The organism is Streptomyces roseus (genome assembly GCF_001044425.1).
Lineage (GTDB): Bacteria > Actinomycetota > Actinomycetes > Streptomycetales > Streptomycetaceae > Streptomyces > Streptomyces roseus.
The window spans coordinates 114,464-140,650 of record NZ_LFML01000163.1 but is presented as its reverse complement, the minus strand read 5'-3'; the positions used below and the strand labels follow the sequence as shown (position 1 = coordinate 140,650).

At 74.9% G+C, this 26,187-nt stretch carries 10 protein-coding genes; 6 read left to right on the top strand and 4 right to left on the bottom strand.

The window, feature by feature from the left end; genetic code table 11:
• The first annotated feature begins 476 nt into the window (after positions 1–476).
• The 5 genes from ACS04_RS34640 to ACS04_RS34620 all read left to right on the top strand — a co-directional run bounded on the left by ACS04_RS34640 (position 477) and on the right by ACS04_RS34620 (position 20,967).
• Positions 477–8,345: a non-ribosomal peptide synthetase gene (locus tag ACS04_RS34640; RefSeq protein WP_053081118.1), complete on the top strand. Its 7,869-nt coding sequence runs from the start codon at positions 477–479 to the stop codon at positions 8,343–8,345.
• Entirely contained in the window at positions 8,342–18,856 is a 10,515-nt protein-coding gene (locus tag ACS04_RS34635; RefSeq protein ID WP_053081117.1) for a non-ribosomal peptide synthetase, read from the top strand. The genes ACS04_RS34640 and ACS04_RS34635 overlap by 4 nt, the downstream gene beginning before the upstream one ends.
• Before the next feature lie 61 nt (positions 18,857–18,917).
• Positions 18,918–19,118: an MbtH family protein gene (locus tag ACS04_RS34630; protein ID WP_030756641.1), complete on the top strand. Its 201-nt coding sequence runs from the start codon at positions 18,918–18,920 to the stop codon at positions 19,116–19,118.
• Between the two features lie 84 nt (positions 19,119–19,202).
• Positions 19,203–20,534: an MFS transporter gene (locus tag ACS04_RS34625; protein ID WP_048480832.1), complete on the top strand. Its 1,332-nt coding sequence runs from the start codon at positions 19,203–19,205 to the stop codon at positions 20,532–20,534.
• Between the two features lie 175 nt (positions 20,535–20,709).
• Positions 20,710–20,967: a hypothetical protein gene (locus ACS04_RS34620; RefSeq protein WP_048480831.1), complete on the top strand. Its 258-nt coding sequence runs from the start codon at positions 20,710–20,712 to the stop codon at positions 20,965–20,967.
• Positions 20,968–21,053: 86 nt separating this feature from the next.
• Here ACS04_RS34620 and ACS04_RS34615 read toward each other — a convergent pair whose 3' ends face one another.
• Positions 21,054–21,620, bottom strand: coding sequence for a hypothetical protein (locus ACS04_RS34615; RefSeq protein ID WP_048480830.1), 567 nt, complete (start codon positions 21,618–21,620; stop codon positions 21,054–21,056).
• A 97-nt stretch (positions 21,621–21,717) separates the two neighbouring features.
• Complete coding sequence (locus ACS04_RS34610) at positions 21,718–22,764, bottom strand: response regulator transcription factor (RefSeq protein WP_048480829.1); 1,047 nt, start codon at positions 22,762–22,764, stop codon at positions 21,718–21,720.
• Between the two features lie 242 nt (positions 22,765–23,006).
• Here ACS04_RS34610 and ACS04_RS34605 point away from each other — a divergent pair, with 242 nt between their 5' ends.
• Positions 23,007–23,234: a response regulator transcription factor gene (locus ACS04_RS34605; RefSeq protein ID WP_048480828.1), complete on the top strand. Its 228-nt coding sequence runs from the start codon at positions 23,007–23,009 to the stop codon at positions 23,232–23,234.
• On the opposite strand, the gene ACS04_RS34600 is transcribed toward ACS04_RS34605, so the two are convergent.
• Both ACS04_RS34600 and ACS04_RS34595 read right to left on the bottom strand, forming a co-directional pair.
• Positions 23,228–24,547, bottom strand: coding sequence for an MFS transporter (locus ACS04_RS34600; RefSeq protein WP_053081116.1), 1,320 nt, complete (start codon positions 24,545–24,547; stop codon positions 23,228–23,230). The genes ACS04_RS34605 and ACS04_RS34600 overlap by 7 nt on opposite strands.
• Before the next feature lie 47 nt (positions 24,548–24,594).
• Positions 24,595–26,133 (bottom strand): amino acid adenylation domain-containing protein, encoded by a 1,539-nt coding sequence (locus tag ACS04_RS34595; protein ID WP_048480827.1) that lies wholly within the window; start codon positions 26,131–26,133, stop codon positions 24,595–24,597.
• Between the last annotated feature and the right edge of the window lie 54 nt (positions 26,134–26,187).

Genomic DNA, 26,187 nt, shown 5'->3' with positions numbered 1-26,187 from the left:
ACCCCGTGCGGCCGCACCCCGACAAGGGCGCGGCCGCACGGTCGCACCCTCGTCGGGGCGCGTGACGCGGGGACGTACGGAGGTCGCGGCGGGGCCGGCTGCCGTGTGGCGCCGAGTTCCGGGTGTCCGCCGGGGCAGCGGACGCCGAGGACACCGCACGCGCTCCCGACCTGCCTGCGCGACCTCGGCGTACTGGACGAGCCGCTGGATCGCGCTTCGGCATCGCACCCGATGTGGCGCTCCTCGTACAGCACGGCGCGGGCGTCGGCTGGAGCCTCACGGAGCCCGTGCGCGGTAGGGCGTCTCCTCGGCGTCGCGGCCCCCGTCACGGGATCGCGGTACCGGAGATTTCTCCGGGTGGATCGGGCCTCGTCAAGAGGCGTATAAGTGGGACTTTCGGGACCGTCCGGCCCTCGCGGACAGTGGCCTCACGTCGTCGTTGATCGACCGATCCGACTGAGGAGACTGACCACCGCATGGCCACTCACGACCGCGGGCCGCTGCCCCTGACCCCGCCGCAGAACGGCGTCTGGTTCGCACAGCAGCTCGACCCCACCCGCCTCGACTACACCATCGCCGAGTACCTGGAGATCCGCGGGGCGGTGGATCCGGAGCTGCTCGCCGAGGCGGTGCGCACGATGGTGGCCGGAACCGAGACGCTGTGCGTCCGCTTCGCCGAGGTGGACGGCGTGGTGCACCAGATACCCGCCGGTCCGCCTGCGCTGCGGATGGAGACGGTCGACGTCAGCGACCACCCGGACCCGGACGCCGAGTCCGAGCGGCTGATGCGCGCCGAGCTGGCCAGGCCGACGGACCTTGCCTCGGGGGACGTGTGCCGGCACCTGCTGATACGGACCGGTCCGGCGACCTACCGCTGGATGCAGGGCTACCACCATCTCGTCGCGGACGGGGTCACCGGCTCGATCCTCGCGCGGCGGACCGCGCAGGTGTACTCGGCGCTGGTCGCGGGCGAGCCCGTGCCGGCCGTCGAGAGCGCGCCGTGGCAGCGGATCGTGGCCGAGGAGCAGGAGTACGCGGGCTCCGAACGGTGCGCGGAAGACCGGGAGTTCTGGCGGGCCCGCCTGGACGGTGCCCCCGAGCCCGTCTCCTTCACCGGCAGCGTTCCGGCGCCCGGCTCGGGTACGACGGTACGGGTGAGCGGCGACCTCGACCCCGCCGAAGCCCGCACCCTGCGCGAGGCCGCGCGCCGGCACGGCACGCGCTGGTCGGCGCTGGTGATGGCCGCGGCCGCCGCCCACCTGCACCGCGCGGGCGGCACCGAGGACGTGGTCCTGGGTCTGCCGGTCACCGGCCGCACCACCCCGGACGCCCGCCGGACGCCCGGCATGTTCTCCAAGGTGCTGCCGCTGCGACTGACGGTCACGGCGGACACGACGGTCGGCGAGCTGCTGCGCGCCACCTCGGCCGGCATCAAGGAGGTCCTGCGCCACCAGCGTTACCGCATCGAGGAGTTCACCGGGACCGGCCCCCGACTGTGGGACGCCGCCGTCAACCTCATGTCGTTCGACTACGAGCTGTCCTTCGCCGGGGCTCCCGCCCGCGCGCACAACCTCTCGGTCGGCCCCGTCGAGCACGTCTCCCTCAACGTCTACGACCGCGGCGGCGACAGCCCGCTGACCGTGCAGGCCGAGGGCGACGCCGCCGACCTCGATCGGGTCGGACTCGACGCGCTGCGGGTCCGGTTCACCCGCTTCCTGATCGCGCTCGCCTCGGCCGACGACGCGACCGCGGTCGGCTCGCTGCCCTTCCTGACCACCGAGGACGAGGAGCGGCTCGCCGCCTTCGCCGAGGGCGGCGTCGATCCCATGGCGGCGGACGCGTCGCTGCACACGCTCTTCGAGGAGGCGGCGGCCCGCACCCCCGAGCAGGCCGCCGTGATCTGCGCCGGCCAGGAGGTCACCTACCGTGAGCTCGACGCCTGGGCCGAGGGCATCGCGGACCGGCTGCGGACGGCCGTGGAACCGGGCACCCCGGTCGGCGTCTGCGTGGAGCGCTCCCCGTCCATGGTCGCGGCTCTGCTCGGCGTCCTGAAGGCGGGCGGCTGCTACGTGCCGCTCGACCCCGGCCTGCCGCCCGAGCGCATCGCGTACATCGTCCGCGACGCCGGGCTGCGTACGGTCGTCGCCGGGCCGGGCAGCCGTGAGCGGCTGCCGCACGACCTGCCGAGCGTGGTCGACGCGAGTGCGCCGACGGACGGGTCCCGCGCCGGCCGGAGGTCCGTACCGCTGCCGGCCGCGTCCGCCGCGTACCTGCTGTACACCTCGGGCAGTACGGGCGAGCCGAAGGGCGTCGTCGTCCCGCACGCGGCGGCCGTCGACTTCGTACGCGGCCACCTCGCGCTGTGCGGCGCGGGCGACGGCCTCGGGTCCGGCGAGACCCGCGGGTCCGGCGGGTCCGGCGACTGCGGCGGTCCCGGTGGGTCCGGGCGCACGGAACGGTTCCTCGGCTTCGCCTCGCTGTCGTTCGACGTGTCGGTCCTGGACGTGTTCGGTTCCCTGCTGAGCGGCTCCACCCTGGTCCTGGCCACCGAGGCCGAACGGGTCGACGTCGACCGGCTCCAGTCGTTGCTCGCCGAGCATGCGGTGACGGTCGCCGACCTGCCGCCGGCGCTCCTGCCGCTGCTGGACCCGGCGGGACTGCCGGCGCTGCGGTTCCTGTCCACGGGCGGTGAGGCCCCGTCCGGGGACGCCGTGGACCGCTGGGCGACGGGCGGCCGCGAGGTCTGGAACGCGTACGGGCCCACCGAAGCGGCCGTGTCCGTGACCATGCACCGGGTGGTTGCGCCCTCGTACGGCCGGATCCCGCCGATCGGGCGCCCGATGGTCAATCACCGTGCGTACGTGGTCGACCGGGGGCTTCGGCTGCTGCCGCCGGGGGCGACCGGCGAGCTCTGCGTGGCCGGTGCGGGTCTCGCCCAGGGGTACGCGGGGCGCGCGGCCATGACCGCCGACCGTTTCGTGCCGGACCCCTTCTCCGGTGTGCCCGGGGCGCGGATGTACCGGACGGGCGACCTCGTGCGCTGGACGGCACGGGGCGAACTGGAGTTCGTGGGGCGGGTGGACCGCCAGGTCAAGATCAACGGCCACCGGATCGAACTGGGCGAGATCGAGGCAGTGCTCGGCCGGCAGCCCTCGGTGGGGCAGGCCGCGGTCGTCGTGCACGCCCCCGCGGGCGGAGCCCGTCGGCTCGTCGCCTTCGTGGCACCGCCGGCCGACGGCGGCCCGGCGCCCGAACCGGACTCGCTGATCACCGAGTTGGGCCGGGTCCTGCCGGGCTACATGGTGCCCCGCACCGTCGTTCCGGTGGACCGGCTGCCCCTCACCCCGGGCGGCAAGGTCGACCGCGCCCGGCTGCACGTGCCGGAGGCCGCGGCCCGTCCGGAGCACCCCGAGCGGGCGTACGGCGCCACCGAGCAGACCCTCGCGGCCCTGTTCTCCGAAGCCCTCGGCACCCCCGCGACCCCGGACGACAACTTCTTCGAGCTCGGCGGCGACAGCATCACCGCCCTCGGTCTGACCAGCCGGGCGCGCGCTCGCGGCTTCTCCTTCACCCTGCGCGAGGTGTTCGCGCACAAGACCCCGGCCGCCCTCGCCGCGGCCGTCGGCGAGCCCGGCCACGGGCCCACCGCGGCCGGCGCCGCTCCGTCCGTGGCCGAGTGCGGTCCGCTCCCCGCGACACCGGTCATGCGCTGGCTCCTCGACGGGCCGGGCCCCATCGGCCGGTTCAGCCAGTCCATGGTGCTGACCCTGCCCGAGGGAGCGGACGACGCGACGCTCGTACGGGTCCTGCAGTCGGTCGTGGACCGCCACGGGGCGCTGCGCATCGGCGTGGACGTCGGCCCGGAGGGCCGGCTGTGCACGGTCGGCGAGCCCGGTTCGGTCGACGTGTCCCGGCTGTACCGCACCGTCGACGTGGCCGGGGCGGACGACTGCGCCCGCGCCGCCATCATGTCGGAGGCGGCCCGGGAGGCGGCCGGACAACTGGACCCCGCGGCCTCGGCGATGCTCCGGGCCGTGCGCTTCGACACCGGTGGGGCGGCGCCGGACCGGCTGCTGCTGTGCGTGCACCACCTGGCGGTGGACGGGGTGTCGTGGCGGATCCTGGCGGCCGACCTGGCCGCGACCTGGGAGGCCGCCGCCGCCGGGCGTCCGCTTCCGACCGCTGACGGGGAGGTCTCGTTCCGCGCGTGGGCCCACCACCTCCAACTCCAGGCGGACTCCCCGGAGGTGCAGGCCGAACTGCCCTTCTGGCGCTCGACGCTGGACGCCCGCGGGGACGCCCCGGAGCCACAGGAGCCCTGGCAGCGGATCCCCGACCCGGTGCGGGACACCGCCGGCGCCACGCGCACGCTGACGCTCGGCCTGCCCGCCGAGGTCGCCGGCCCGCTGCTGGCCGGGGTGCCCGGCGCGCTGCGCACCGGCCCGGCCGAGGTGCTGCTCGCCGGACTGGTCCTCGCGACCCACCGCCTGCGCTCCCCCGGCGGCTCCCCGGGGTCGCTGCTGGTCGACCTGGAGGGCCACGGCCGCGTCGACCGCACCGGCCTGCACGACCTGGCGCGCACCGTGGGCTGGTTCACCACCCAGTACCCGGTCCGGTTCGACCTCGCCGGCCTCGACCTGGACGCGGCGGCGAAGGGCGGCGACGCGCTCGCCGAGCTGGTCGGGCGCATCCACGGGGCGGTCGCCTCCGTACCGGACCACGGCACGGGCTTCGGGCTGCTGAGCAGGATCGATCCGCGGACGGCGGCGCAGCTGTCCGGGCTCCCGCGCCCCCGGATCCTGTTCAACTACCTGGGCAGGTTCGCCGGCGGCGGCGAGACACCGTGGAGCCCCGCCCCCGAGTCGGGCGGCCTGCGGGCCGACGTGGATCCGGCGATGCCCGTCGAGCACGCCCTGCAGATCGACGCCATGGCCGTGGACGGCGCCGACGGCCCCGCCTTCACCGCGGTCGTCACCCACCCCGCGGAGCTGTTGACCGAGGCAGAGGCGGACGCCCTGGTGGGGGCCTGGGGCGAGGCCCTGCGCCTGTTGGCCCGCTGGACGGGCGCACCCCGACCGCGCTGCCTGACCCCCCGTGACCTGCCACTGGTCCGGCTGACGCAGCCGGAGACGGACGCCCTGGCCGCGCGCTACGCCGGACTCTGCGACGTACTTCCGCTCTCGCCGCTCCAGGAGGGGCTCTTCTTCCACTCTGCCTTCGACACGGGCGCGATGGACGCCTACACCGGCCAGATCGTCCTCACCTTGGACGGCGCCCTGGACGAGGACTCCCTGCGGGCGTCCTGCGACCGGCTGCTGCGCCGCCACACCGCGCTGCGCTCCGCCTTCACCGACCAGGGTCTGGACGGGCCGGCGCAGGTCGTCGTCGAGTCCGTCGAGGTGCCGTGGGAGGCCGTGGACCTGGGCGGACTCGGTTCCGCCGAGCGGGAGCGGGAGTGGCAGCGGCTGCTCGCGGCCGACCGGGCCCGACGCTTCGACCTGGAGCGGCCGCCGCTGGTGCGCTTCACCCTGGTCCGGTTCGGCGCGGCCGAGCACCGCCTCGTCATGACGAACCACCACATCGTCTGGGACGGCTGGTCCTCTGCGGTCCTGCTGCGCGAACTGCTCACCGGCTATGCCGAACAGACCTCAGGTGCCGAGTCGGGCGCGGTCGCGGAAGCGGTCCCGTACCGCTCGCACCTGGACTGGCTGGCCCGTCAGGACGACGGCGCCGCCGAGACGGCGTGGCGCACCGCGCTGGCCGGGCTGGAGGAGCCGACCCTGCTGGGCGCGGCCGATCCGAACCGGATCGACGCGCTGCCCGAGCGGGTCCCGGTGGAGCTGTCGGCCGAGCTGACGGCCCGGCTCACCGCGCGGGCCCGTACCGCGGGAGTGACCCTCAACAGTGTGGTCCAGGGTGTCTGGGCGATGCTGCTGGGGCGGGTGACCGGGCGGGACGACGTGGTGTTCGGCGGGACGGTCTCCGGGCGGACCGCGGACGTCGCGGGTATCGAGGACATGGTCGGCCTGCTGATCAACACCCTGCCCGTGCGGTTCCGGATCCGCGAGGACGAGCCGCTGCTGGCCGCGCTCGCCCGGTTCCAGGACGAGCAGGCGGAGCTGATGGACCACCAGCACGTCGGACTCGCGGGCATCCAGCGGGCGGCGGGGCTGGGCGCCCTCTTCGACACCACGGTCGTGGTGGAGAACTATCCGCTCGACCTGGAGTCGATGCGGGAGCTGGCCGGCGGACCGCGGCTGACCGAGGTGGAGGGCTCGGACGCCACCCACTACACCGTCAACCTCATCGTGCTGCCCGGGGAGCGGCTGCGGCTGCACCTCGACCACCGTACGGACGTCCTCGACGCGCGGACGGCGCGGAGCCTGGGCGAGGCGCTGGAGCGGCTGCTCACGGCCGTCGCCGACGCCCCCGCCACCGCGGTCGGGGAGGTGGACCTGCTGTCCGCGGAGCAGCACCGGCTGATCCGGGAGTGGAACGGCACCGCCGTGCCCGTTCCCGACACCACGCTGGTGGAACTGTTCGAGCAGCAGGTGGCCAGGACGCCGCAGGCGCCGGCGACCGTCTTCCGCGGCGAGCGCCTGACGTACGGCGAACTCGACGCCCGGGCCGAGCGGTTGGCCGGGGCGCTGCGCGCCCGGGGCGCCGGTCCGGAGGAGATCGTCGCGGTCGCCCTGCATCGCTCCACCGAGATGGTGGTCTCGCTGCTGGCCGTGCTGAAGGCGGGGGCCGCCTACCTTCCGGTGGACCCCTCGCTGCCGGCGGACCGGATCGCGTACCTGCTGTCCGATGCCGAGCCGGTGCTGCTGCTCGCGGACGACGGGGTGGCGGCGGCGCTGCCCGCTGCGGCGGAGCTGCCGCGGCTGGATCCGGGGGCCGTCCACGACGGGGACCCCGGTGCGGTGGGGCCGGCGCCGCTGCCCGGACACCCCGCGTACGTGATCTACACGTCCGGGTCGACGGGGCGGCCCAAGGCCGTCGTCGTGGAGCACTCGGCCATCGTCAACCGGCTGCTGTGGATGCAGGACCGGTACGGGCTGGACGCGGACGACCGGGTGCTCCAGAAGACCCCGTTCGGCTTCGACGTGTCGGTGTGGGAGTTCTTCTGGCCGCTGATCACCGGCGCGACCCTGGTGGTCGCCGAGCCCGGCGGGCACAAGGACCCCGCCTACCTCAGCCGGGTGATCCAGGAGGAGTCGGTCACCACCGTCCACTTCGTCCCGTCGATGCTGGCGGCGTTCACCGAGGATCCCGAGGCGGGCCGCTGCCGGTCGCTGCGGCGGGTGGTGTGCAGTGGCGAGGCCCTTCCGGAGGAGCTGAAGAACCGTTTCCTCGATGTGCTCGACGTGCCCCTGCACAATCTGTACGGGCCCACCGAGGCCGCGGTGGACGTCACGCACTTCGACTGCCGCCGCGAGGACGCCGGGCCCGTGCCGATCGGCCGGCCCATCTGGAACACCTCGCTGTACGTGCTCGACCCGCGGGGCCGGCCCGTCCCGGTGGGAGTCGCCGGCGAGCTGTTCCTCGCGGGGGCGGGCCTGGCCCGCGGCTACCTGCGGCGCCCGGCGCTGACCGCCGAGCGCTTTCCGCTCGACCCCTTCGGCCCGCCGGGCTCGCGCATGTACCGCACCGGCGACCTGGCCCGCCACCGGGCCGACGGCTCGGTGGAGTACCTGGGCCGCACGGACGACCAGGTGAAGATCCACGGCTTCCGGATCGAACTCGGCGAGATCGAGACGGCGCTGGGCCACCTCGACGGCGTCGGCCGGGCCGCGGTCGTCGTCCGCGAGGACGTCCCGGGCGAGCGCAGGCTCGTCGGGTACGTCGTCCCCGAGGCCGGGGCCGACCCGGCCCCGGACACCGAGCCGATGCGCGCCGAACTGGCCCGCTCGCTGCCGGAGTACATGGTGCCGGTTCTGGTCGTCGTGGACGGGCTGCCCGTCACGCCGAACGGCAAGCTGGACCGCAGGGCGCTCCCGGCGCCCGCCGCGGCCGCCGCCACCGGGTACGAGCCGCCCGCCGGGGAGACCGAGGAACTGGTCGCCATGGTGTGGGCCTCCGTACTGGACGCGCCGCGCATCGGCCGCCACGACGACTTCTTCGCCCTCGGGGGGCACTCGCTGAGCGCCACCCGCGTGGCGGCCCGGCTGCGCCAGTCCCTCGGCCTGGACCTGCCCTTGCACACCCTCTTCGAGCAGCGGACCGTCGCCGCCCTCGCCATCGCCGTCGAAACGGTGCTGCTGGCCGAACTGGACGCCGAACCGGCCCCGTTCACCGCCGCCGACGCCGCCGTTCCTTCACTCGTACTTCAGGGAGAGACCTCGTGACCACCCAGGAGAGCCTGCCGGCCACCGGCACGGACAGCCGCCTGGCCGTTGCCCGTGAACTGCTGCGCCGCCGTGTGCGCGCCGCGCTGGACGACACGGCGGCCGGTCCGGCCCCCGCACCGGAGCCGGACCCCGCTCCGGCCGCCGACGGGCCGGACGCCGAGCCCGTCGCCTCGTTCGCCCAGGAGCGGATGTGGCTGGTGGACCGGATGGCGGAAGGCACCCCCGGCTATGCGATCCCCGAGGTCGTGCGGCTGCGCGGCGCCCTCCACCCGGAGCCGCTGCGCCGCGCCCTGACGGCCGTCGTGGCCCGTCACGCCCCGCTGCGCACCGTCTTCGAGGAGCGTGACGGCGCCCCGCACCCGGTGGTCCTGCCCGCCCCGGCGGCCGTCCCGCTGCCGGTGCTGGACCTGGGCGAGGCCCCCCTCGCCGAACTGGAGGAGCGGGCCCACGCCCTGGCCCGGGAGGAGGTCCGCAGACCCTTCGACCTCGCGGCCGGCCCGCTGCTGCGCGCCCTGCTGATCCGGCTGGGCGCCGAGGACCACCTGCTGGTGCTGGTGGTCCACCACATCGCCACCGACGGCTGGTCGATGGGCCTGCTGTGGCGGGAGCTGTCCGAGGCCTACGCGGCCCTGCTCGCGGGGCGGCCCCCGGCGCAGGCGCCGCTGCCCCTGGAGTACCAGGCGTACGCCCGTGCCCAGCGCGAGCGGTTCGCGAGCGGCGCGATGGACGGCCGGCTGCGCTGGTGGGAGAAGTCCCTCGCGGGGCTGGAGGCGCTCGAACTCCCCGCGGACCGGCCCCGTCCCACCCGTCGCAGCGGTGACGGCGCGAGCCTGGAGTTCACCCTCGACGCCCACCTCACCGCCCGGCTGCGCGGGATCGCCGAGGGCGCCGGCGCCACCCTCTTCATGACGCTCCTGGCCGGCTTCCAGGCCGCCCTGGGCCGCTACGCCGGCACCACGGACCTCGCCGTCGGCACCCCGGTGGCCGGGCGCGACCGGGTGGAACTGGAGCCCCTCGTCGGGTTCTTCGTCAACACCCTGGTGCTGCGCGCCGATCTGTCGGGGGAGGTCGGCTTCCGTGAGCTGCTCGGCCGGGTCCGCCGGGCGACGGTGGACGCTTACGACCACCAGGAGGTGCCCTTCGATCGGCTGGTGGAGCACCTGAGTCCCGAGCGGGTCGGCGACCGCAACCCGCTCGTGCAGGTGATGTTCGCGTCGGCCCCGGACGAGACGGCCGGGCTGCGACTGCCGGGCCTGGACGCGCGGCCGGTGCGGACCGACTTCGGCGGTTCCCTCTTCGACCTGAGCGTCTTCGTCTCCGAGGGCGCCGAGACCTGCTCCGGCTCGCTGGTCTACGACACCGACCTGTTCGACCGGGCCACGGCCGAACTCGTCCTCGGCCACTACCTGGAGCTGCTGGCCTCCGCCGCCGAGGAGCCCGACCGTCCCGTGGCGGAGCTGCTGCCCTCCGCCCGGACCGCGGCCCGCCTCGCGGCCGAGGGGCACGGGACGGTCCGCCCGGACCTGGCCCCGGCCTCCCTGGTGGAGCTGTTCGCCGAGCAGGTCCGGCGCACCCCCGACGCCGAGGCCGTGGTCTGCGGCTCCGAGCGCCTGAGCTTCGCCGAACTCGACTCCCGGTCCGACCTGCTGGCAGCCGGGCTGGCCGCCGCCGGGGTGGAGCGCGAAAGCCCGGTCGCCCTGCTGATGGAGCGCTCGGTCCACCTTCCCGTGGCGATCCTGGCCGTCCTGAAGGCCGGCGGACTCTACGTCCCGCTCGGCGAGGGGTTCCCCGTCGCGCGGCTGCACTGGATGCTGGAGCGGACCGGCGCCCGCCTGCTGCTCGCCGATCCCGCGACGGCCGGCCACGAGGCGGTCCGTACCTCGCCCGTCCCGGTGCTCGACGCGACGGCTCCGGCGGAGGGGGCTCCGGCCGACGCGCCGGTCCCGTACCCGCCGTGCTCGCCGGACCAGCTGGCCTACGTGATGTACACCTCCGGTTCCACGGGCGAGCCGAAGGGCATAGGCGTCACCCACGCCAATGTCGCGGCGCTCGCCCGTGACACCGCCTTCGGCGCCGCGCACCGGCGGGTGCTGGCCCACTCCCCGCTGTCGTTCGACGCCTCGACGTACGAACTGTGGGCGCCGCTGCTGTCCGGCGGGGTCGTGGTCATGGCGCTGCCCGGCCGGGTGGACACCGCCGCCCTGGCCCGGCTGGTGGAGGAGCACCGGATCACCTCGATGTTCCTCACGGCCGCCCTGTTCAACCTGGTGGTCGAGGAGTGCGTGGAGCTGCTGACACGGGTGCGGGAGGTGTGGACCGGCGGCGAGGCCGCCTCCCCGCGCTCCTTCGCCCGGGCCCTGGAACAGGCTCCGGACACCGTCCTCGTCAACGCCTACGGGCCCACCGAGACCACCACTTTCGCCACGCACCACCGGCTGGACCCCCGCGCCGGCGCCGTCGTCGACGGCCGGATCCCCATCGGGACCGCCCTGGACGACACCCGCCTGTACGTCCTGGACGGGCGCGGCCGCCCGGTGCCGCAGGGCGCCGTCGGCGAACTGTGCGTCGGCGGCACCGGCGTGGCCCGCGGCTATCTCGGCCGACCCGGCCTGACAGCGCGGCAGTTCACCCCCGACCCGTACGGCGCCCCGGGCGCCCGGATGTACCGCACGGGTGACCTGGCCCGGCGGCGCCCCGACGGCACCGTCGACTACCTCGGCCGCAGCGACCAGCAGGTCAAGATCCGCGGCCACCGGATCGAGCCGGGCGAGATCGAGGCCGAACTGGCCCGCAGCGCGCGGGTCGGACACGCCGCGGTGGTGGTCCGCGAGGACGCCCCCGGCGAGCAGCGCCTGGTCGCCTACGTGGTGCCCTCCGAGGGCCAGGTGGCGGATCCGGCCGAGCTGCGCCGGGCGCTCGCCGACCGGCTGCCCGCGTACATGCTGCCCTCGGCGATCGTGCCGCTCGCGGCGCTGCCGGTGACGCCGAACGGCAAGCTGGACCGGCGCGCGCTGCCCGCGCCCCCCGAGGAGGGGGTGCTCCGGGCCGAGTTCGAGGCGCCGGCGACCGCGACCGAGGAGCTCGCCGCGGCCGTGTGGGGCGAGGTGCTGGGCACCGGGCGGATCGGCCGCCACGACGACTTCTTCGCCCTCGGCGGCCACTCGCTGCGGGCCACCCGGGCCGTGTCGCGGCTCGGCGCCCGCCTGGGCACGGGCGTGCCGCTGCGGCTGCTCTTCGAACACCCGACGCTGGAGCGGTTCGCCTCGGCCCTGGACGCCCTGCGCGGCGGCGGCCACGGCGCCGCCGCGCCGGCGGCCCCCGTCACCGTGATCGGCGCCCGGCCGGCCGGGGAGAGCGCGCCGCTGTCGTTCGCGCAGCAGCGGCTGTGGTTCCTGGACCAGCTCCAGCCCGGCCGGCCCGACTACAACATCCCCGTCGCGGCCCGGCTGCGCGGCGCGCTGGACGCCGACGCACTGGCCGCCGCGCTGTGCGCGGTGGTGACCCGGCACGAGGTGCTGCGCTCGCGGATCACCGAGGGGCCGTCCGGCCCCGTACAGGTCGTGGAGGCGCCGGAGGTCTTCGTCCCCGTCCGCACCGACCTGGGGGACCTGCCCCGCGAGGAGGCCCGTTCGCGGGCGCTCGGCCTGGCCCACGCCGACGCCGCCGCCCCCTTCGACCTGGGCTCGGCACCCCTGCTGCGGGCCCGCGTGGTGCGGGTCGCGGACGACGAGCACCTCCTCGTCCTGGTCCTGCACCACACCGTCGGCGACGGCTGGTCGATGCCGGTGCTGTGGCGGGAGCTGTCCGGTGCCTATGCGGCCCTGCGCCGCGGCGAGCGTCCGGCGCTGCCCGAACTGCCGGTCCAGTACGGGGACTTCGCGTACTGGCAGCAGCGCCGGCTGGCGGACGGCGAGGCCGACGCGGGCATCACGCACTGGAGGGCGGCCCTCGCCGGGCTGCCGGCCCTGGAGCTGCCCACCGACCGGCCGCGGCCGCAGGTGCGCTCCGGCGCGGGCGACGCCTTCGTCTTCGAGGTCCCGGCCGAGCTCGCCCAGCGGCTCGGCGCGCTCGCCCGGGAGCGCGGCGCCACCCTGTTCATGGTGCTGCTCGCCGGCTTCCAGGCGCTGCTGGCCCGCTACACGGGCCAGGCCGACATCGCGGTGGGCTCGCCCATCGCGGGCCGCGACCGCACCGAGCTGGAGCCGCTCGTCGGCTTCTTCGTCAACACCCTCGTGCTGCGCACCGACCTGTCCGGCGATCCGGCCTTCGGCGAACTGTTGGGGCGGGTGCGCCGGACCGCGCTGGCCGCGTACGAGCACCAGGACGTCCCCTTCGACCGGCTGGTGGAGGAGCTGCGGCCGGAGCGCGACCTCAGCCGCAACCCGCTCTTCGACGTCCTGTTCCAGCTCCATCCCGAGCAGCTCGCCGCCCTGCCGCTGGACGGAGTGGAGGTCGAGAGCCTCGACACCTCCAACGGGACGGCCAAGTTCGACCTCAGTCTCGCGATGACCGAGCACCCCGGCGGTCTGACCGGCACCGTCCAGTACGCGACGGACCTCTTCGACCGGGCCACCGTCGAGCGGTTCGGCGCCCACTACCTGCGGCTGCTGGAGGGTGCGGCCGAGACCCCCGACGCGCCGCTGTCCCGACTGGACGTGCTGTCCCCGCGGGAACACGCCGCCCTGCTCGGGGAGGACCCGGGTCCCCGGGCGGACGGGGCGGCCGCCCGTACCCTGCACTCCCTGGTGGCGGAACAGGCCCGGCTGCGGCCGAACGCCCCGGCCGTGACCTGCGAGGGCCGCACCGTCGGCTACGCGGAGCTCGACGCGGCCGCCAACCGGCTGGCCCACCGCCTGCGGGAGCTCGGCACCGGCCCCGAGACACGGGTGGCCGTCCTGGCCGGCCGGGACCCGCGGATGCTGGTGTGCGTCCTCGCGGTGCTGAAGGCCGGCGGCGCCTACGTGCCGCTCGATCCGGGGCACCCGGCCGAGCGCATCCGTACGGTCCTCGCCGACAGCGGCGCCCACCTGGTGCTGACGGCGGGCCTGCCCGACGGGCCGCCCGCGGACCTGACCGGCGGCGTACCGGTCCTGGACGTGGACGCCGAGCAGGGCCTGGTGGACGCGCTGCCCGCCACGGAGCCGCCCGTCCCGGTCTCCCCCGCGCACCTGGCCTACCTGCTGTACACCTCCGGCTCCACCGGCCGCCCCAAGGGCGTGGCCGTCACGCACGGCGCCATCACCGGCTACCTGGCGGCGCTGACCGCCACCTTCGGGCTCGGTCCCCAGGACGCGGTGCTCGCCCGTACCGCGCTGACCTTCGACCCCTCGGTGCGTGACCTGTTCGCCCCGCTGGCCACCGGCGGGCGGATCGTGCTGGCCTCGCAGGACGAGGCCGGGGACCCGGAGGCGCTGGCCCGGCTGCTGCACGGCGAGGGGGTGACGGCGCTGCTGTCGATCGTCCCGTCGATGCTGGAACCGCTGGTCACAGCCGTCACCGAACCCGCGGCCGCGCTGCGGCTGGTGATGACCACCGGCGAGGCGCTGACGCCCGGACTGGCGCGCGCCGCCCACACCCTGGGCGTGCCCGGCCGGCTGCGGCTGGTCAACCAGTACGGTCCGACGGAGTGCACGAACACCACCACCTACCACGTGGTGACGGACGCCGACATCGAGGCGGGCCGCATCCCCATCGGGCGGCCGCTGCCCGGCGCCCGGGTCCTCGTCCTCGGCGAGCACCTCGAACCGCTCCCCCGCGGCGCGATCGGCGAGTTGTTCATCGCCGGACGCGGGGTGGCCCGCGGCTACCTCGGCGATCCGGCGCGCACCGCCGAGGCCTATCCGCCGGACCCGTACGGGCCGCCCGGCGCGCGCATGTACCGTACCGGCGACCTGGCGCGACTGCGGTCCGACGGGGTGCTGGAGTTCCACGGCCGCCGGGACAACCAGGTCAAGGTCCGGGGCCACCGGATCGAACTGGGCGAGGTGGAGGCCGCCTTGCTGCGCCACCCCGACGTGGCCCGGGCCGTGGCCGCCGCGCACGGCGAGGGCGCCGACCGGCTGCTCGCCGGGTACGTGGTGTGGCGTGAGGGCGGCGGTGATCCGGCCGCCGTGCTGGACTTCGTCCGCGCGGCCCTGCCGGCGGCGATGGTGCCGTCCGCGCTGGTGGTGCTGGACGCGCTGCCGCTGACCCCGAACGGGAAGACCGACCGCCGGGCGCTGCCCGCGCCGGAGCCCGGCACGACGGGCGGGCACCGGGCGCACGTGGCCCCGCGCACCCCGCTGGAGCGGACGGTCGTCGAGGTCTGGGAGGAGGTGCTCGGCGAGGGCCCGATCGGTGTCCGTGACCACTTCTTCGAGCGCGGCGGGCACTCCCTGCGCGCCACCCGGGTCATCTCCCGGCTGCGCGCCCTGCTGGGCCTGGACATCCCGATGCAGCTGCTCTTCCGGCACCCGGTGGCCGAGGACCTGGCCCGGGCGCTGGCCTCGCGGGTCGCTGCGGACGCGACGGACGCGGCCGGAGCGGCGATCCCCGCGCTGCCGGAGGGGCCCGGCCCGCTGTCCTTCGGGCAGCAGCGCCTGTGGCTGCTGGACCGGCTCCAGCCGGGCCGGCCCGACTACAACATGCCCGGTGCCGTACGGCTGACCGGGGAGCTCGACGCCGACGCCGCCCTGGGCGCGCTGAAGGACGTCGTCACCCGGCACGAGGTGCTGCGCTCCCGGATCGAGGAGACCGGGCAAGGGGGCGACGAGGGGGCCTTCACGGCCCGCGCCGTGCCCGGTCCGGCCTGCCTGTTCACCCCCGATTTCACCGACCTCTCGGAGCTGGGTGGGCAGGCGGCCGAGGAGCGGGCGCTGGAGCTGGCCGCGCACGACGCCGCGCTGCCCTTCGACCTGACGGCAGCGGGCCCGCTGCGGGCCCGGCTGGTGCGGATCGCGGCGCGGGAGCACCTGCTGGTGATCGTGGCCCACCACATCGCCTTCGACGGCTGGTCGGTGGGGGTGTTCTGGCGGGAGTTCTTCGCCGCCTACCGGGCCCGCATCGTGGAAGGAGCCGAGCCGCTGCCGGAACTCGCGGTCTCCTACCGTGAGTTCGCCTCGTGGCAGCGCGAGCGCCTGGGCGACGACGCCCTCGCGGACACCTTGGGGTACTGGCGCGACCGCCTCGGCGGCCTCGCCCCGCTGGACCTGCCCACCGACCGGCCCCGGCCGGCCACCCCGTCCGGGCGCGGCGAGCAGTTCTCCTTCGAACTGCCCGAACCGTTGCTGCGGCAGCTGCGCGACCTGGGGCGCCGGCACGACGCCACGCTGTTCATGGTGCTGCTGGCGGGCTTCCAGGCCCTGCTGGCCCGCTGGTCGGGCGGCGAGGACATCGCCGTGGGCTCCCCCATCGCCGGCCGCGACCGCACCGAACTGGAGCCGCTCATCGGCTTCTTCGTCAACAGCCTGGTGCTGCGCACCGACCTGTCCGGCGACCCGGCCTTCGGCGAGCTGCTCGGCCGGGCCCGGGAGACGGCGCTGGGGGCCTACGCCCACCAGGAGGTGCCGTTCGAGCGTCTCGTGGAGGAGGTCCGGCCGGAGCGCGACCTGAGCCGCAACCCGCTGTTCCAGGTGATGCTGGTGCTCGACGAGGAGGCCGCCGCGCCGCCCGCGCCGGCCGGCCTGGACGTCGAACCGCTCTCGCTGGCCAGCGGTGCCTCGAAGTTCGACCTCTCGCTGTACTTCGTCGAGGAGGAGGGCGCGCTGCGCGGTGAGGCCGTGTTCGCCACCGACCTCTTCGACCGGTCTACCGTCCAGCGGATGACCTCGGCGCTGACCGAACTGCTCACGGCCGCGGCGGCCGATCCCACGACCCCGCTGGGCGCCCTGCCCCTGATGGGGCCGGCCGAGGAGCGCCGGATCCTGAGCGCGGGTGTCGGCTCCGCCGAGCCGGCCGCCGACCGGCCGCTGCCCGTGCTCGTCGGCGAGCAGGCCTCCCGTACGCCGCGGGCGGTCGCCGTGGACGACGGCGACCGGAGCCTGACGTACGCCGGGCTGTGGGAGGTCTCGGGCCGGCTGGCCCGGGAGCTGACCCGCCTCGGTGTCGGCCCCGAGGCCGCGGTGGCGGTCTGCGCGGAGCGCTCCGTACTGCTCCCCGCGGCGCTGCTCGGCGTGCTGCGCTCCGGCGGGCTGTACGTGCCCGTGGACCCCGGCTATCCGGCCGACCGCATCGGCTACATGCTCGCCGACAGCGGCGCCCGGGTCATGGTGGTGTCGGGGCTGTCCGGCCCCGCGCAGGCCCCGGACGGGGTCGCGGTGGTGGACCTCGACGCCCTGGCCGCGGACGGGAGCGCGCCGACCGACCCCGCACCCGTGCGGCTGGAGCCGGAGCAGCTGGCGTACGCCCTCTACACCTCGGGCTCGACGGGACGCCCGAAGGGGGTCACCGTCCCGCACCGGGCGCTGGCCAATTTCACCCGGGACATGGTCCGCAGGCTGGAGCTGACGGCCGGTGACACGGTCGCGGCCGTCACCACCGCCTCCTTCGACATCGCCGTGCTGGAGCTCCTGGTCCCGCTCGTGTGCGGAGCGACCGTACGGGTCGTCGACCGCGAGACCGCCAGGGACGGCACCCTGCTCGCGAAGGAGCTGGACTCGGCTCCGGTCACGGTCGTCCAGGCCACTCCGGCCACCTGGCACCAACTGATGGAGTCGGGGTGGCGGGCGCCGCACGTGCGGGCGCTGTGCGGCGGCGAGGCGCTGCCGTCGGCTCTGGCCGAGCGGATGCGTACGGCGCTGGGCACCGTCCGGAACGTGTACGGGCCGACGGAGACCACCGTCTGGTCGACGGCGCACCGGCTGTCCGACCCCGTCGGCGACGGGCCGGTGCCGATCGGCACGGCGCTCGCCAACACCCGGCTGCACGTACTGGACGCGGGGCTGCGCCCGGTTCCGGTGGGTGTGTTCGGCGAGCTCTACATCGGCGGTGACGGGGTGGCCCGCGGCTACCACGGGCGGCCCGGGCTGACCGCGGACCGGTTCGTACCCGATCCGTACGGGGCGGGCGAGCGGCTGTACCGCACCGGTGACCTCGTACGCCGGCTCGCGGACGGCACGCTGGAGTACCGGGGCCGGGCCGACGGCCAGGTGAAGGTGCGCGGCCACCGCATGGAGCTGGGCGAGATCGAGTCCGCGCTCGCCCGCCACCCGCGGGTGCTGGCGGCGGCCGTGGCCGTCCACGGCACGGGGGTGGACGCCGTCCTGGCCGGCTACGTGACCTGGCGGGACGAGGAGGGCGACGTGCGCGAGCTCGGCGACTTCCTGCGCCAGGACCTTCCCGAGTACATGGTCCCGGCGGTCCTCACCGCGCTGGAGCGGCTCCCGCTCACCCCGAACGGCAAGCTCGACCGCAAGGCGCTGCCCGCGCCGTCGGCGGACGCGGCGCGCGGTGGGGGCGCCGGCCGGATCGCTCCGCGCGACACGACCGAGCTGCGGATGGCGCGGCTGTGGGAGCAGACCCTGGGCACGGCCCCGATCGGGGTGCGTGACGACTTCTTCGCGCTCGGCGGCCACTCGCTCAAGGCGTTCGCCCTGATGGCGGCGGTGCGCCGGGAGTTCGGGGTGGAGCTGCCGCTGAACCTGGTGTTCCGCCGGCGCACCGTGGAGCTGTTGTGCGAGGCGCTGCCGGAGGCGGGGGCGGCCGCGGACAGGCTGCTGGTGCCGTTGGCCGACGGTGACCCGTCCAGGCCGCCGCTGGTCCTCGTCCACCCGCGGGGCGGCGACGTCGTCTGCTACCGGAACCTGGTGCGGGACCTGTCCGCCCGTCCCGGGGGCGACCGGCGGATCCTCGGTCTGGAGTCGGTGGGCTACAACACCGGCGAGCGGCCTCTGGAGACGGTGCCCGAGATGGCCGAGCGCTACCTGGCCGCCCTGCGCGAGGAGCAGCCGCACGGCCCGTACCTGCTGGCCGGCTGGTCGTTCGGCGGGACGGTGGCCTACGAGATGGCCGCCCGGCTGGAGGCCGCCGGCGAGGAGGTCGCCTTCCTCGGTCTGATCGACGCGGCCGCGCCGGGCGCGGCGCCCGGCGACCGGTCCGGTACGGCCGCCGGGCCGGGCGATCCGGACCTGCTGCGGTACGGCATCGCCGCCGGGATCGACGCCGACTCGGCGCGCGAACTGGACGAGGAGGAACTGCTCGACGTCCTGGTGCGCCGGGGCCGCGCAGAGGGCACCCTCCCCCGCAGCGCCCCCACGGAGGCCCTGCGCAGGGTGCTGCGGGTCGCCGAGGCGAACGGAGCGGCCTCCGCCGCCTACCGCACCGACGCCGTCCTCGCCGTCGGCCTGCACCTCTTCACCGTCGACGAGCGGCACCCGGAGCTCGGGACCCCGCTGGTGGACCCGGCGGCCTGGCACGCGCGCACCGCGGGCGGCGTCGCGCGAGCGGCGGTTCCGGGCAACCACCACGACGTGGTGGACCCCCCGCACTGCGCCGCGCTGGCCGAGCTGCTGGCCGCGGCCCTGCCCTCCTGACCCGCACCACCCCGCTCCACCATCCACCCTTCCGCTTTTCCGATCCTTCGAGGAGAACACCATGAACGACGCGTCCCCGCAGCAGTACCTGGTCGTGGCCAACGACGAGGAGCAGTACTCCCTCTGGGAGGCCGGCCGGCCCGTGCCGCTCGGCTGGCACGACCAGGACGTACGCGGCACCAAGGAGGAGTGCCTCGCGCACATCGAGCGGGTGTGGACGGACATGCGCCCGCTCAGCCTCCGCGTGAGCATGGCCGGCTGACCCGACGATCCCCGGGCACCACGCCGCCCGGCAGACCCCACCGCGGGCTGCCGGGCGGCGCGGCGGTGCCGGAAGGAACCCCGTATGACCAGCTCGTACCCCGGCGGCTCCGCGTCCTCGCACCGCCGCACCCCGTTGGGCGCCCTGGTGGCGGCCTCCGGGATCTCCTCGCTCGGCATGGCGGCGACCCTGGTCGCCGTGCCCTGGTTCGTCCTGCACAGCACCGGCAGCGGTACCCGGACGGGGCTCGTCGCCACCGCCGAGGTGCTGGGGCTGCTGTGTTCCGCCGTGCTCGCGGGACCGGTGGTCGACCGGTGGTCCGTCCGTGCCGCCAGCGTCGGAGCGGACCTGCTGACCGCCGCGGCGATCGGCCTGATCCCGCTCCTGCACGCCTGGGGCGCGCTGCCGCTGCCCGTCCTGATCGCCTTGGTCTTCCTGGTCGGGGCGGCCCGCGGCCCGTCCGACACCTCCAAGCAACTGCTCCTGCCCGGCGCGATGGAACGCGCGGGCGTCACGGCGGAGCGGGCCACCGGAGCGGTCGAGGGGGCCCGCCGGATCGGCATGATGGCGGGCGCGCCGCTGGCCGGCCTGCTCATCTCGACCGTCGGCCCCGTGCGCACCCTGTTCGCGGACCTGGCGGCGATGGCGTTGTGCGCCCTGGTCGTGGCGGCCCTGGTACCGGCGACGGACCGTCCGCGCCCGGCCGGCGACAGGCAGCCGAGCGGTTCCTACACGCGGGAACTGCGCTTCGGAATCTCCCAGTTGCGCAGGGACCGGCTCCTGGGCGCGATGGTGGGGGTCCTGATGCTGACCAATGCCCTGGACGGGGCGCTGAACGGGGTGCTCTACCCGGCGTACGGGACCCAAGTGTTGCGCAGCAGCGCCCTGTTCGGGGCGATGGTGACCGCGATGGGGGCCGGCGCGCTGCTCGGGGCGGCCCTGTACGGGTGGGCGGGGCACCGAATGCCCCGCCGCGCGGCCTTCGTGGGGGCCTTCGTCCTGGTCGGGGCGGTGCGCTGTGCCGCGCTGGCCGCCGAGCCCCGGGCGACGGTACTGCTGGCGGTACTGGCCCTGTCCGGCATCGGGTCGGGGATCGTGGGCCCGCTGATGATGTCGGTCGCTTACGAACGGGTGCCCGAGGCGGTACGGGGACGGGTGTTCGGGCTGCTGGTCGCCGCCGCGCTGGCGGCGACGCCGCTGGGCATGCTCGGTGCGGGGCTGGCCCTGGACGCGGCCGGACTTGTGCCGGCGTTGCTGGGGACGGGGGCGGTGTACCTCGCGGTCACCCTGGCCCCGCTGGTCCTTCCGGTGTGGCGGGAGCTCGACAGCCGGGGCCAGGCGGAGCACGCGGAGCCTCCGGCCCGGCGGGAGCAGGGCTCTCCGGCCCCTGTAGGTGCGGCAGTCGTGACCGAATAGTACGGATCCATGCGCTTTTGCGGCCCCTCACCATCGCGCCAGGCAGCTTGATGAGCAGCCTGATCGATCACCGAGGGGCCTTGCGCACGGCAAGGTTGGTCTTGCACCGACCGGCGCGGACGGCCCACAAAGTGGTCCGCGCCCGGATCAGACCGCTCGTACTTCTGGGGATCCCATGCTCAAGCGTTACGTCTTCGCCCTGTCCGTGGGCGCGTCCGCACTCCTGCTGCCCGCCGCCGGCCCCGCGCAGGCCGCCGACGGCGACACGGGCGCGACCACGACCACGACCACCGTGACCACCACCACGGGGAGCGAGGGCAGCACCACTGCGCCGACGCCGCGTCAGATCGTCCTGCCCGACGGCCGAGTGGTGACGATCAGCGGCGCGCACGGCCGGAACCGCGACACGGCCGACAGCTCCTGGGGAGGCTGATCCCGTCGGCCCGCAAGGGCCGCCGAAAAGGGGGGAGGGAGGATCGCGATGCGATCCTCCCTCCCCCTTTTTCACCTCTCGCGCCCTCAAGCGCCCTTGCTGCCGAGGCAGATGACCGCGTACCGGGCCTGCGGTGCGCCGACGCGGCGACGCGACCAGCCGGCCGGTACGTACAACAGCTCACCGGGCAGCAGCCGGCACTGGAAGGACTCCGGCCGGCCGCTCTCGCCGGTCCCGGTCAGCTGCCAGGTCACCGGACCGGCGATCTGGTGGATCAGCAGGTGCTCCCGGTCCCCGGGCTGCCCGGTCCAGACCGCGTCCCCACCGACGTCCGGGGAGGTCCCGGCCGTCTCGACCCGGTCCAGCCGCACGGACAGGCCCGTCAGCGAGGCCAGTTCGGCGGTGAACCGCTCCACCTGCGCCGGGCTCACAGCGCCGCCGGCCGAGCCCGCCCCGATGCCGTCGGCGTCCTCGGCCTCATCGCCCTCTTCGGCTTCGACGGTGTCGTCACCGTCGTCGACGTCACCGAACGCCGGGTTGTCGTACTCGGGCCACAGCACACCCGGCGCCCGGTCCAGGTGGACCGAGAGGAACAGGACGATCTCCCGCAGGTGCGGGGCCTCCCGTTGCCAGGCCTCATCCGGCATGTCCATCACGTGCCCCTCTTGTTCGGCGGCTCCACAGCTCCCATCCCAGCAGCATGCGACACGCCGCCCTCCCGCGACAGACACGAGAACGCGTGACACCAGGTCAGGAAGGCTGTACCGACTCGCCCTCCACCTCGACCCCCACCCCGCCCTCCAGGTCCAGCAGTCCGCGCGCGGCGGCGGCCACACCGGCCTGGAAGCGGCTGCCCGCACCCAGCTCCTGCATGATGTCGGCGATGTGGCGCCGGGCGGTGCGCAGCGACATGCCCAGGCGGCGGGCGATGGCCTCGTCCTTCAGTCCCGCCGCCAGCAGCCGGATGATCGTCTCGTGGATCTCCCGGGCCACCTCTTCGAGCCCCTGTCCCGCGGCGGGCGAGAACGGGGAGGCCAGGTCCCAGGTCTGGTCGAAGATGTTGCACAGGTAGGCGACGGTCGACGGCTCGCGGATCACCACGGCGCCCCAACTGCCGTCGGAGACCGGGATGAACGCCAGTTCCCGGTCGAAGGCGATGAGCCGGCCGAACAGTTCGTGCGCGGTGCGGTACTGCGCCCCCAGTACGGACGTGGCCGCGACGTAGGCCTGACTCGGCCCGTTGAAGCGGGCCGTGTGGTGGTAGAGGGTCCGGATCGAGATCCCCCGCTGGAGCATCGTCTCGTCGCGCCGCAGCGCCTCCTGCATCGCCTCCGGCACCCTGCTGCCGCCCCCGGGCTGCGAGCTGAGCATCTCCGTCGCGCAGTTGAGGGAGGCCCGGTTCAGTGCCCCGCGCACGTCCTCCAGGCTCTCCAGGACCTCCAGCGACTCCCCCGTGGAGCGCCGGCCCAGATAGTGCGGCAGGAAGCGGCCGAGGTCCTCGCGGATCCCGCTGATCGCCCGCTGCTGGTCGCGGATCTGCGCCTCCAGGGGCGCGACGAGCTGCTCGGCCGCGGTGTCGGGGGCCACCGCGAAGGCGACCGTCGGGTCGATCGGGCTCACGTGCAGCAGGCGTGAGGCGCGCAGGCGGGAAACACTGCGCCGGACCTCTTCCACCTCTCGCCCCGTACCGGCGGCCACCACGTCCACGTCCACCGTGCGGTGTTCGAGCACCCAGCCGTAGATATCGATGTCAACATCGGCGTTGTTCGGATCCGGCACGACGTCTGATGTTTGCATTGCCCCACTTTGCCTTTTTCGCCCCTGGTCGCTTTACTGCCAGGCACTTTGGTGAGGTGCCCGCCCCCTGGCGCCAGGATAAGCAGGACGGAAGGCTGGGCCCTACGAACAGCAGCGGGTGTCCGGCCACTTCAGGCCCCGGACGGCCGAAACGGTGCGATCACGCCCAAACCGATCACACCGCCACCGGGGGTGCCGACCCCCGCCGCTCCCCTTCGATCCGGAATCCGGAGCCCCACAGCATGCTGCACACCACTCTCACCGCCCCCTCGCCGGAGCTGCCCGCGCTGACCCCCCGCGAACAGGAGGTCCTCGCCTACCTCGCGCAGGGGGACACCTACCGGATGATCGCCTGCCGGATGGGGCTGAGCCCGCACACGGTCGACACCTACCTGCGCCGGCTGCGCAGCAAGACCGGCGCGGTGAACCGGACCCAGCTCACCCACATCGCCTTCCGGATGGGCTACTGACCCGACCGCACGCCCTCGTCCCCGGCCTCAGCCTCGGCCCCGACCACCGGGGCGTCGTCCTCGAACGTGCGCATCCGCCGCAGCGGGGAGCAGAGCAGGACCAGCGGGGCCGCCGACAGGGTCGCGGCACACGCCCACAGCGCGTCCCGCACGCCCAGGAGTTCACCGAGGAGTCCCGCCAGCAGACCGCTCAAGGGCAGTACGCCCCACACCAGGAAGCGCATGGTGGCGGTCATCCGACCGAGCAGGTGCGGCGGGCAGACCGTCTGCCGATAGGTGACCTGGCAGATGTTGTACAGGGTGACGCCGGCCGACTGGACGAGCGATCCGAGGACGAACAGGCCGATGCGCCAGTCCTTGTCGGCCAGCGGCAGCAGCAGCCCGAAGGGCATGGTCACCAGCAGGGACAGCCACGTGAGCCGGGCCGCGCCGACGGCCCGGGTCACCCGGTCCGCGGCGGTGGCGGCCAGCACCGAGCCGATCGTGGCCGTCGTCAGCACCCAGCCGACGGCCGCGGGCGGCAGCCCCACGGTCCGGGTCAGGAAGAGCACCTCGAGGGCCATCACCGCGCTGAGGAACAGGTTCACGGCGGCCGTGTTCAAGGCGATGAGCCGCAGGATCCGGTGGCTCAGTACGTAGCTCAGCCCCTCGCGGACGTCACGCAGCAGGTGCCGGCGCGGGGCCGGTTCCGGCTTCTCCTCCCGGGCCCCGATCCGGCCCAGCAGGACCACGGAGACCAGTGAGGTGACGGCCTGGCCGGCCAGCGTCCCGGGCGCGCCCAGCAGTTGCACCAGGAAGCCGGCGACGCCGGGACCGGCGAACTCGGCCCCCGAACGCACCGTCTCCAGCTTCGAGTTGCCCGCGATCAGGGATTCCTTGCCGATGAGGGCCGGAAGATAGCTCTGGTCCGCGACGTCGCCGAACAGCCGGGCGCAGCCCAGCAGCAGGGCGACCACGTACAGCAGTGGCATCGAGTGCAGGTCCAGCAGCCAGGCCACCGGCAGCGCCGTCAGCAGGACGGTGCGCGCGAGGTCGGCGGCCATCATCACGCGGCGCTTGCGCATCCGGTCCACCCAGGCCCCGGCGGGCAGGCCCAGCAGCAGGAACGCCGCGTGCTCCGCGGCGGACAGCAGACCCGCCTGCATCGCCGAGGCGTCCAGGGTGAGCACTGCCATCAACGGCAGGGCCACGTACGTGATGCTGCCGCCCAGCTCGTTGCAGATGTGCGAGGACATGAAGAGACGGAAGTCCCTGCGCTGCCTGCGCTCCACGGCCTGACCGGTCTCGGCGGACTCGTCGGTGGTGACGGACACGGGTGCGTTCCTTGTCTGCTCGCGGACGCCGTCCGCGGGGTGCGGGTTCATCGGAGGGCGGGCGCGGGGAGCGCCCTGGGGTCGAGCTTGCCGCCCGGGGTACGGGGCAGCCGCTCCATCAGTGTCACCGCGGCCGGTACGAGGTACCCGGGCATTCTGGCCAGAAGGTGACGGCGCAGTCCCTCCGGGGTGAGGGGACTGCCGACCGTGACGGCGGCCCAGGCGGCGAGCTGCGGTCCGCCGGTCGCCGCGACGGCGCGCACGACCACGTCGACGACGTCGGGGTGGGCGGCCACGGCCGCCTCCACCTCCTTGAGTTCGACGCGGTGGCCGCGGATCTTGACCTGGTCGTCGGCGCGCCCGAGGAAGACGAGCGGGCCGCCGGGGGCGCGGGTGACCCGGTCGCCCGTGCGGTACATGCGGCCGCCCGGGGCGTCGGCGAAGGGGTCGGCGACGAACCGTTCGGAGGTCAGGCCCGGGCGGCCGTGGTAGCCGCGGGCCAGGCAGGAACCCGCAAGGTACAGCTCGCCGGCGGCGCCGGGGGGTGCCTCGCGCAGTTCCTCGTCGAGGACGTACGCCCGCACGCCGGCCAGGGGTTCGCCGAGCGGGATCAGCTCCTCGCCGGTGAAGGCGGCGAGTTCGGCCGGTACCGGCTCGTAGGAGGTGGCGGTGATCGTGGACTCGGTGAGGCCGTAGCAGCTGATCACCGGGGGGTGGCCGGCCGTCGTCCAGCGCGCGAGGTCCGCGGTGCGGCCCGCGTCGCTGCCGATCACCACGCGGCGCAGTGCGGACGGCAGCGGCCGGGGGGCGCGCTCCAGATCCTTGGCCCACTGCGACCAGTACGGGGTGGGCAGGTTGACGACGCTGATCCGCTCCGCGGCCAGGAACGGCTCCAGTTCGGCGGGCGAGAGGACGTTGTCCTTGACGAAGACGGCCGCGCCGCCCGTGCACCAGGTGGGCAGGGCCTCCTCCAGGCTGACGTCGAAGGCGGGGGCGGCGAACTGCAGGACCGCGTCCTGGTCGGTCAGCCCGTAGCGTCCGGCCAGGGTGGCGACCTGTGCGGCGAGTCCGGCGTGGCCGACCGCCACGGGCTTGGGCTGCCCGGTGGATCCGGAGGTGAAGAGCACGTAGGCGAGGGACCCCGGTGCGACGTCGGCGGGCGGGGCCGCCGAGGTGGGCGCCGCGGTCGTGGTGGACGCCCAGAACAGCTCCCTCCCGGTGCGGCGTTGCAGCATCGCGGCGGCGTGGGTGTCGGGGGCGACCGCGTGCCGGGTGCCGGCGGCCCCCAGCAGGGTGCGCAGCCGCTCGTCGGGGGCGTCGAGGTCCACCAGGAGGGGGGCCGCGCCGGCGTACCAGATGCCCAGCAGCCCCACCGCCCAGTGGACGCCGCGGCGCACCCCCAGGAGCACGGTGTCCTCCGGCCCGGCGCCGGCCGCGCGCAGCTCCTCGGCCACCGCGCGCGCCCGGCGGTCGAACTGGCGGTACGTCAGCTCGCCCTCGGGAGCGCGGACCGCGGTGGCCTCGGGGGTCAGCCCGGCCCGGTGCGCGATGCGCAGGGGCACGGGGGTGGTCTCGGTCGGGCTCATGGTGGTGGTGTCTCCTGGGGGTGCGGTCGGGGCTCTTCGCGGCGCGGTCACGCC

What these genes read in the sequence shown, in the direction of transcription:
- ACS04_RS34640 (WP_053081118.1), top strand. Translation starts at nt 477, where the DNA reads ATGGCCACTCACGACCGCGGGCCGCTGCCCCTGACCCCGCCGCAGAAC.
- ACS04_RS34630 (WP_030756641.1), top strand. Translation starts at nt 18,918, where the DNA reads ATGAACGACGCGTCCCCGCAGCAGTACCTGGTCGTGGCCAACGACGAG.
- ACS04_RS34625 (WP_048480832.1), top strand. Translation starts at nt 19,203, where the DNA reads ATGACCAGCTCGTACCCCGGCGGCTCCGCGTCCTCGCACCGCCGCACC.
- ACS04_RS34620 (WP_048480831.1), top strand. Translation starts at nt 20,710, where the DNA reads ATGCTCAAGCGTTACGTCTTCGCCCTGTCCGTGGGCGCGTCCGCACTC.
- ACS04_RS34615 (WP_048480830.1), bottom strand. Translation starts at nt 21,620, where the DNA reads ATGGACATGCCGGATGAGGCCTGGCAACGGGAGGCCCCGCACCTGCGG.
- ACS04_RS34610 (WP_048480829.1), bottom strand. Translation starts at nt 22,764, where the DNA reads ATGCAAACATCAGACGTCGTGCCGGATCCGAACAACGCCGATGTTGAC.
- ACS04_RS34605 (WP_048480828.1), top strand. Translation starts at nt 23,007, where the DNA reads ATGCTGCACACCACTCTCACCGCCCCCTCGCCGGAGCTGCCCGCGCTG.
- ACS04_RS34595 (WP_048480827.1), bottom strand. Translation starts at nt 26,133, where the DNA reads ATGAGCCCGACCGAGACCACCCCCGTGCCCCTGCGCATCGCGCACCGG.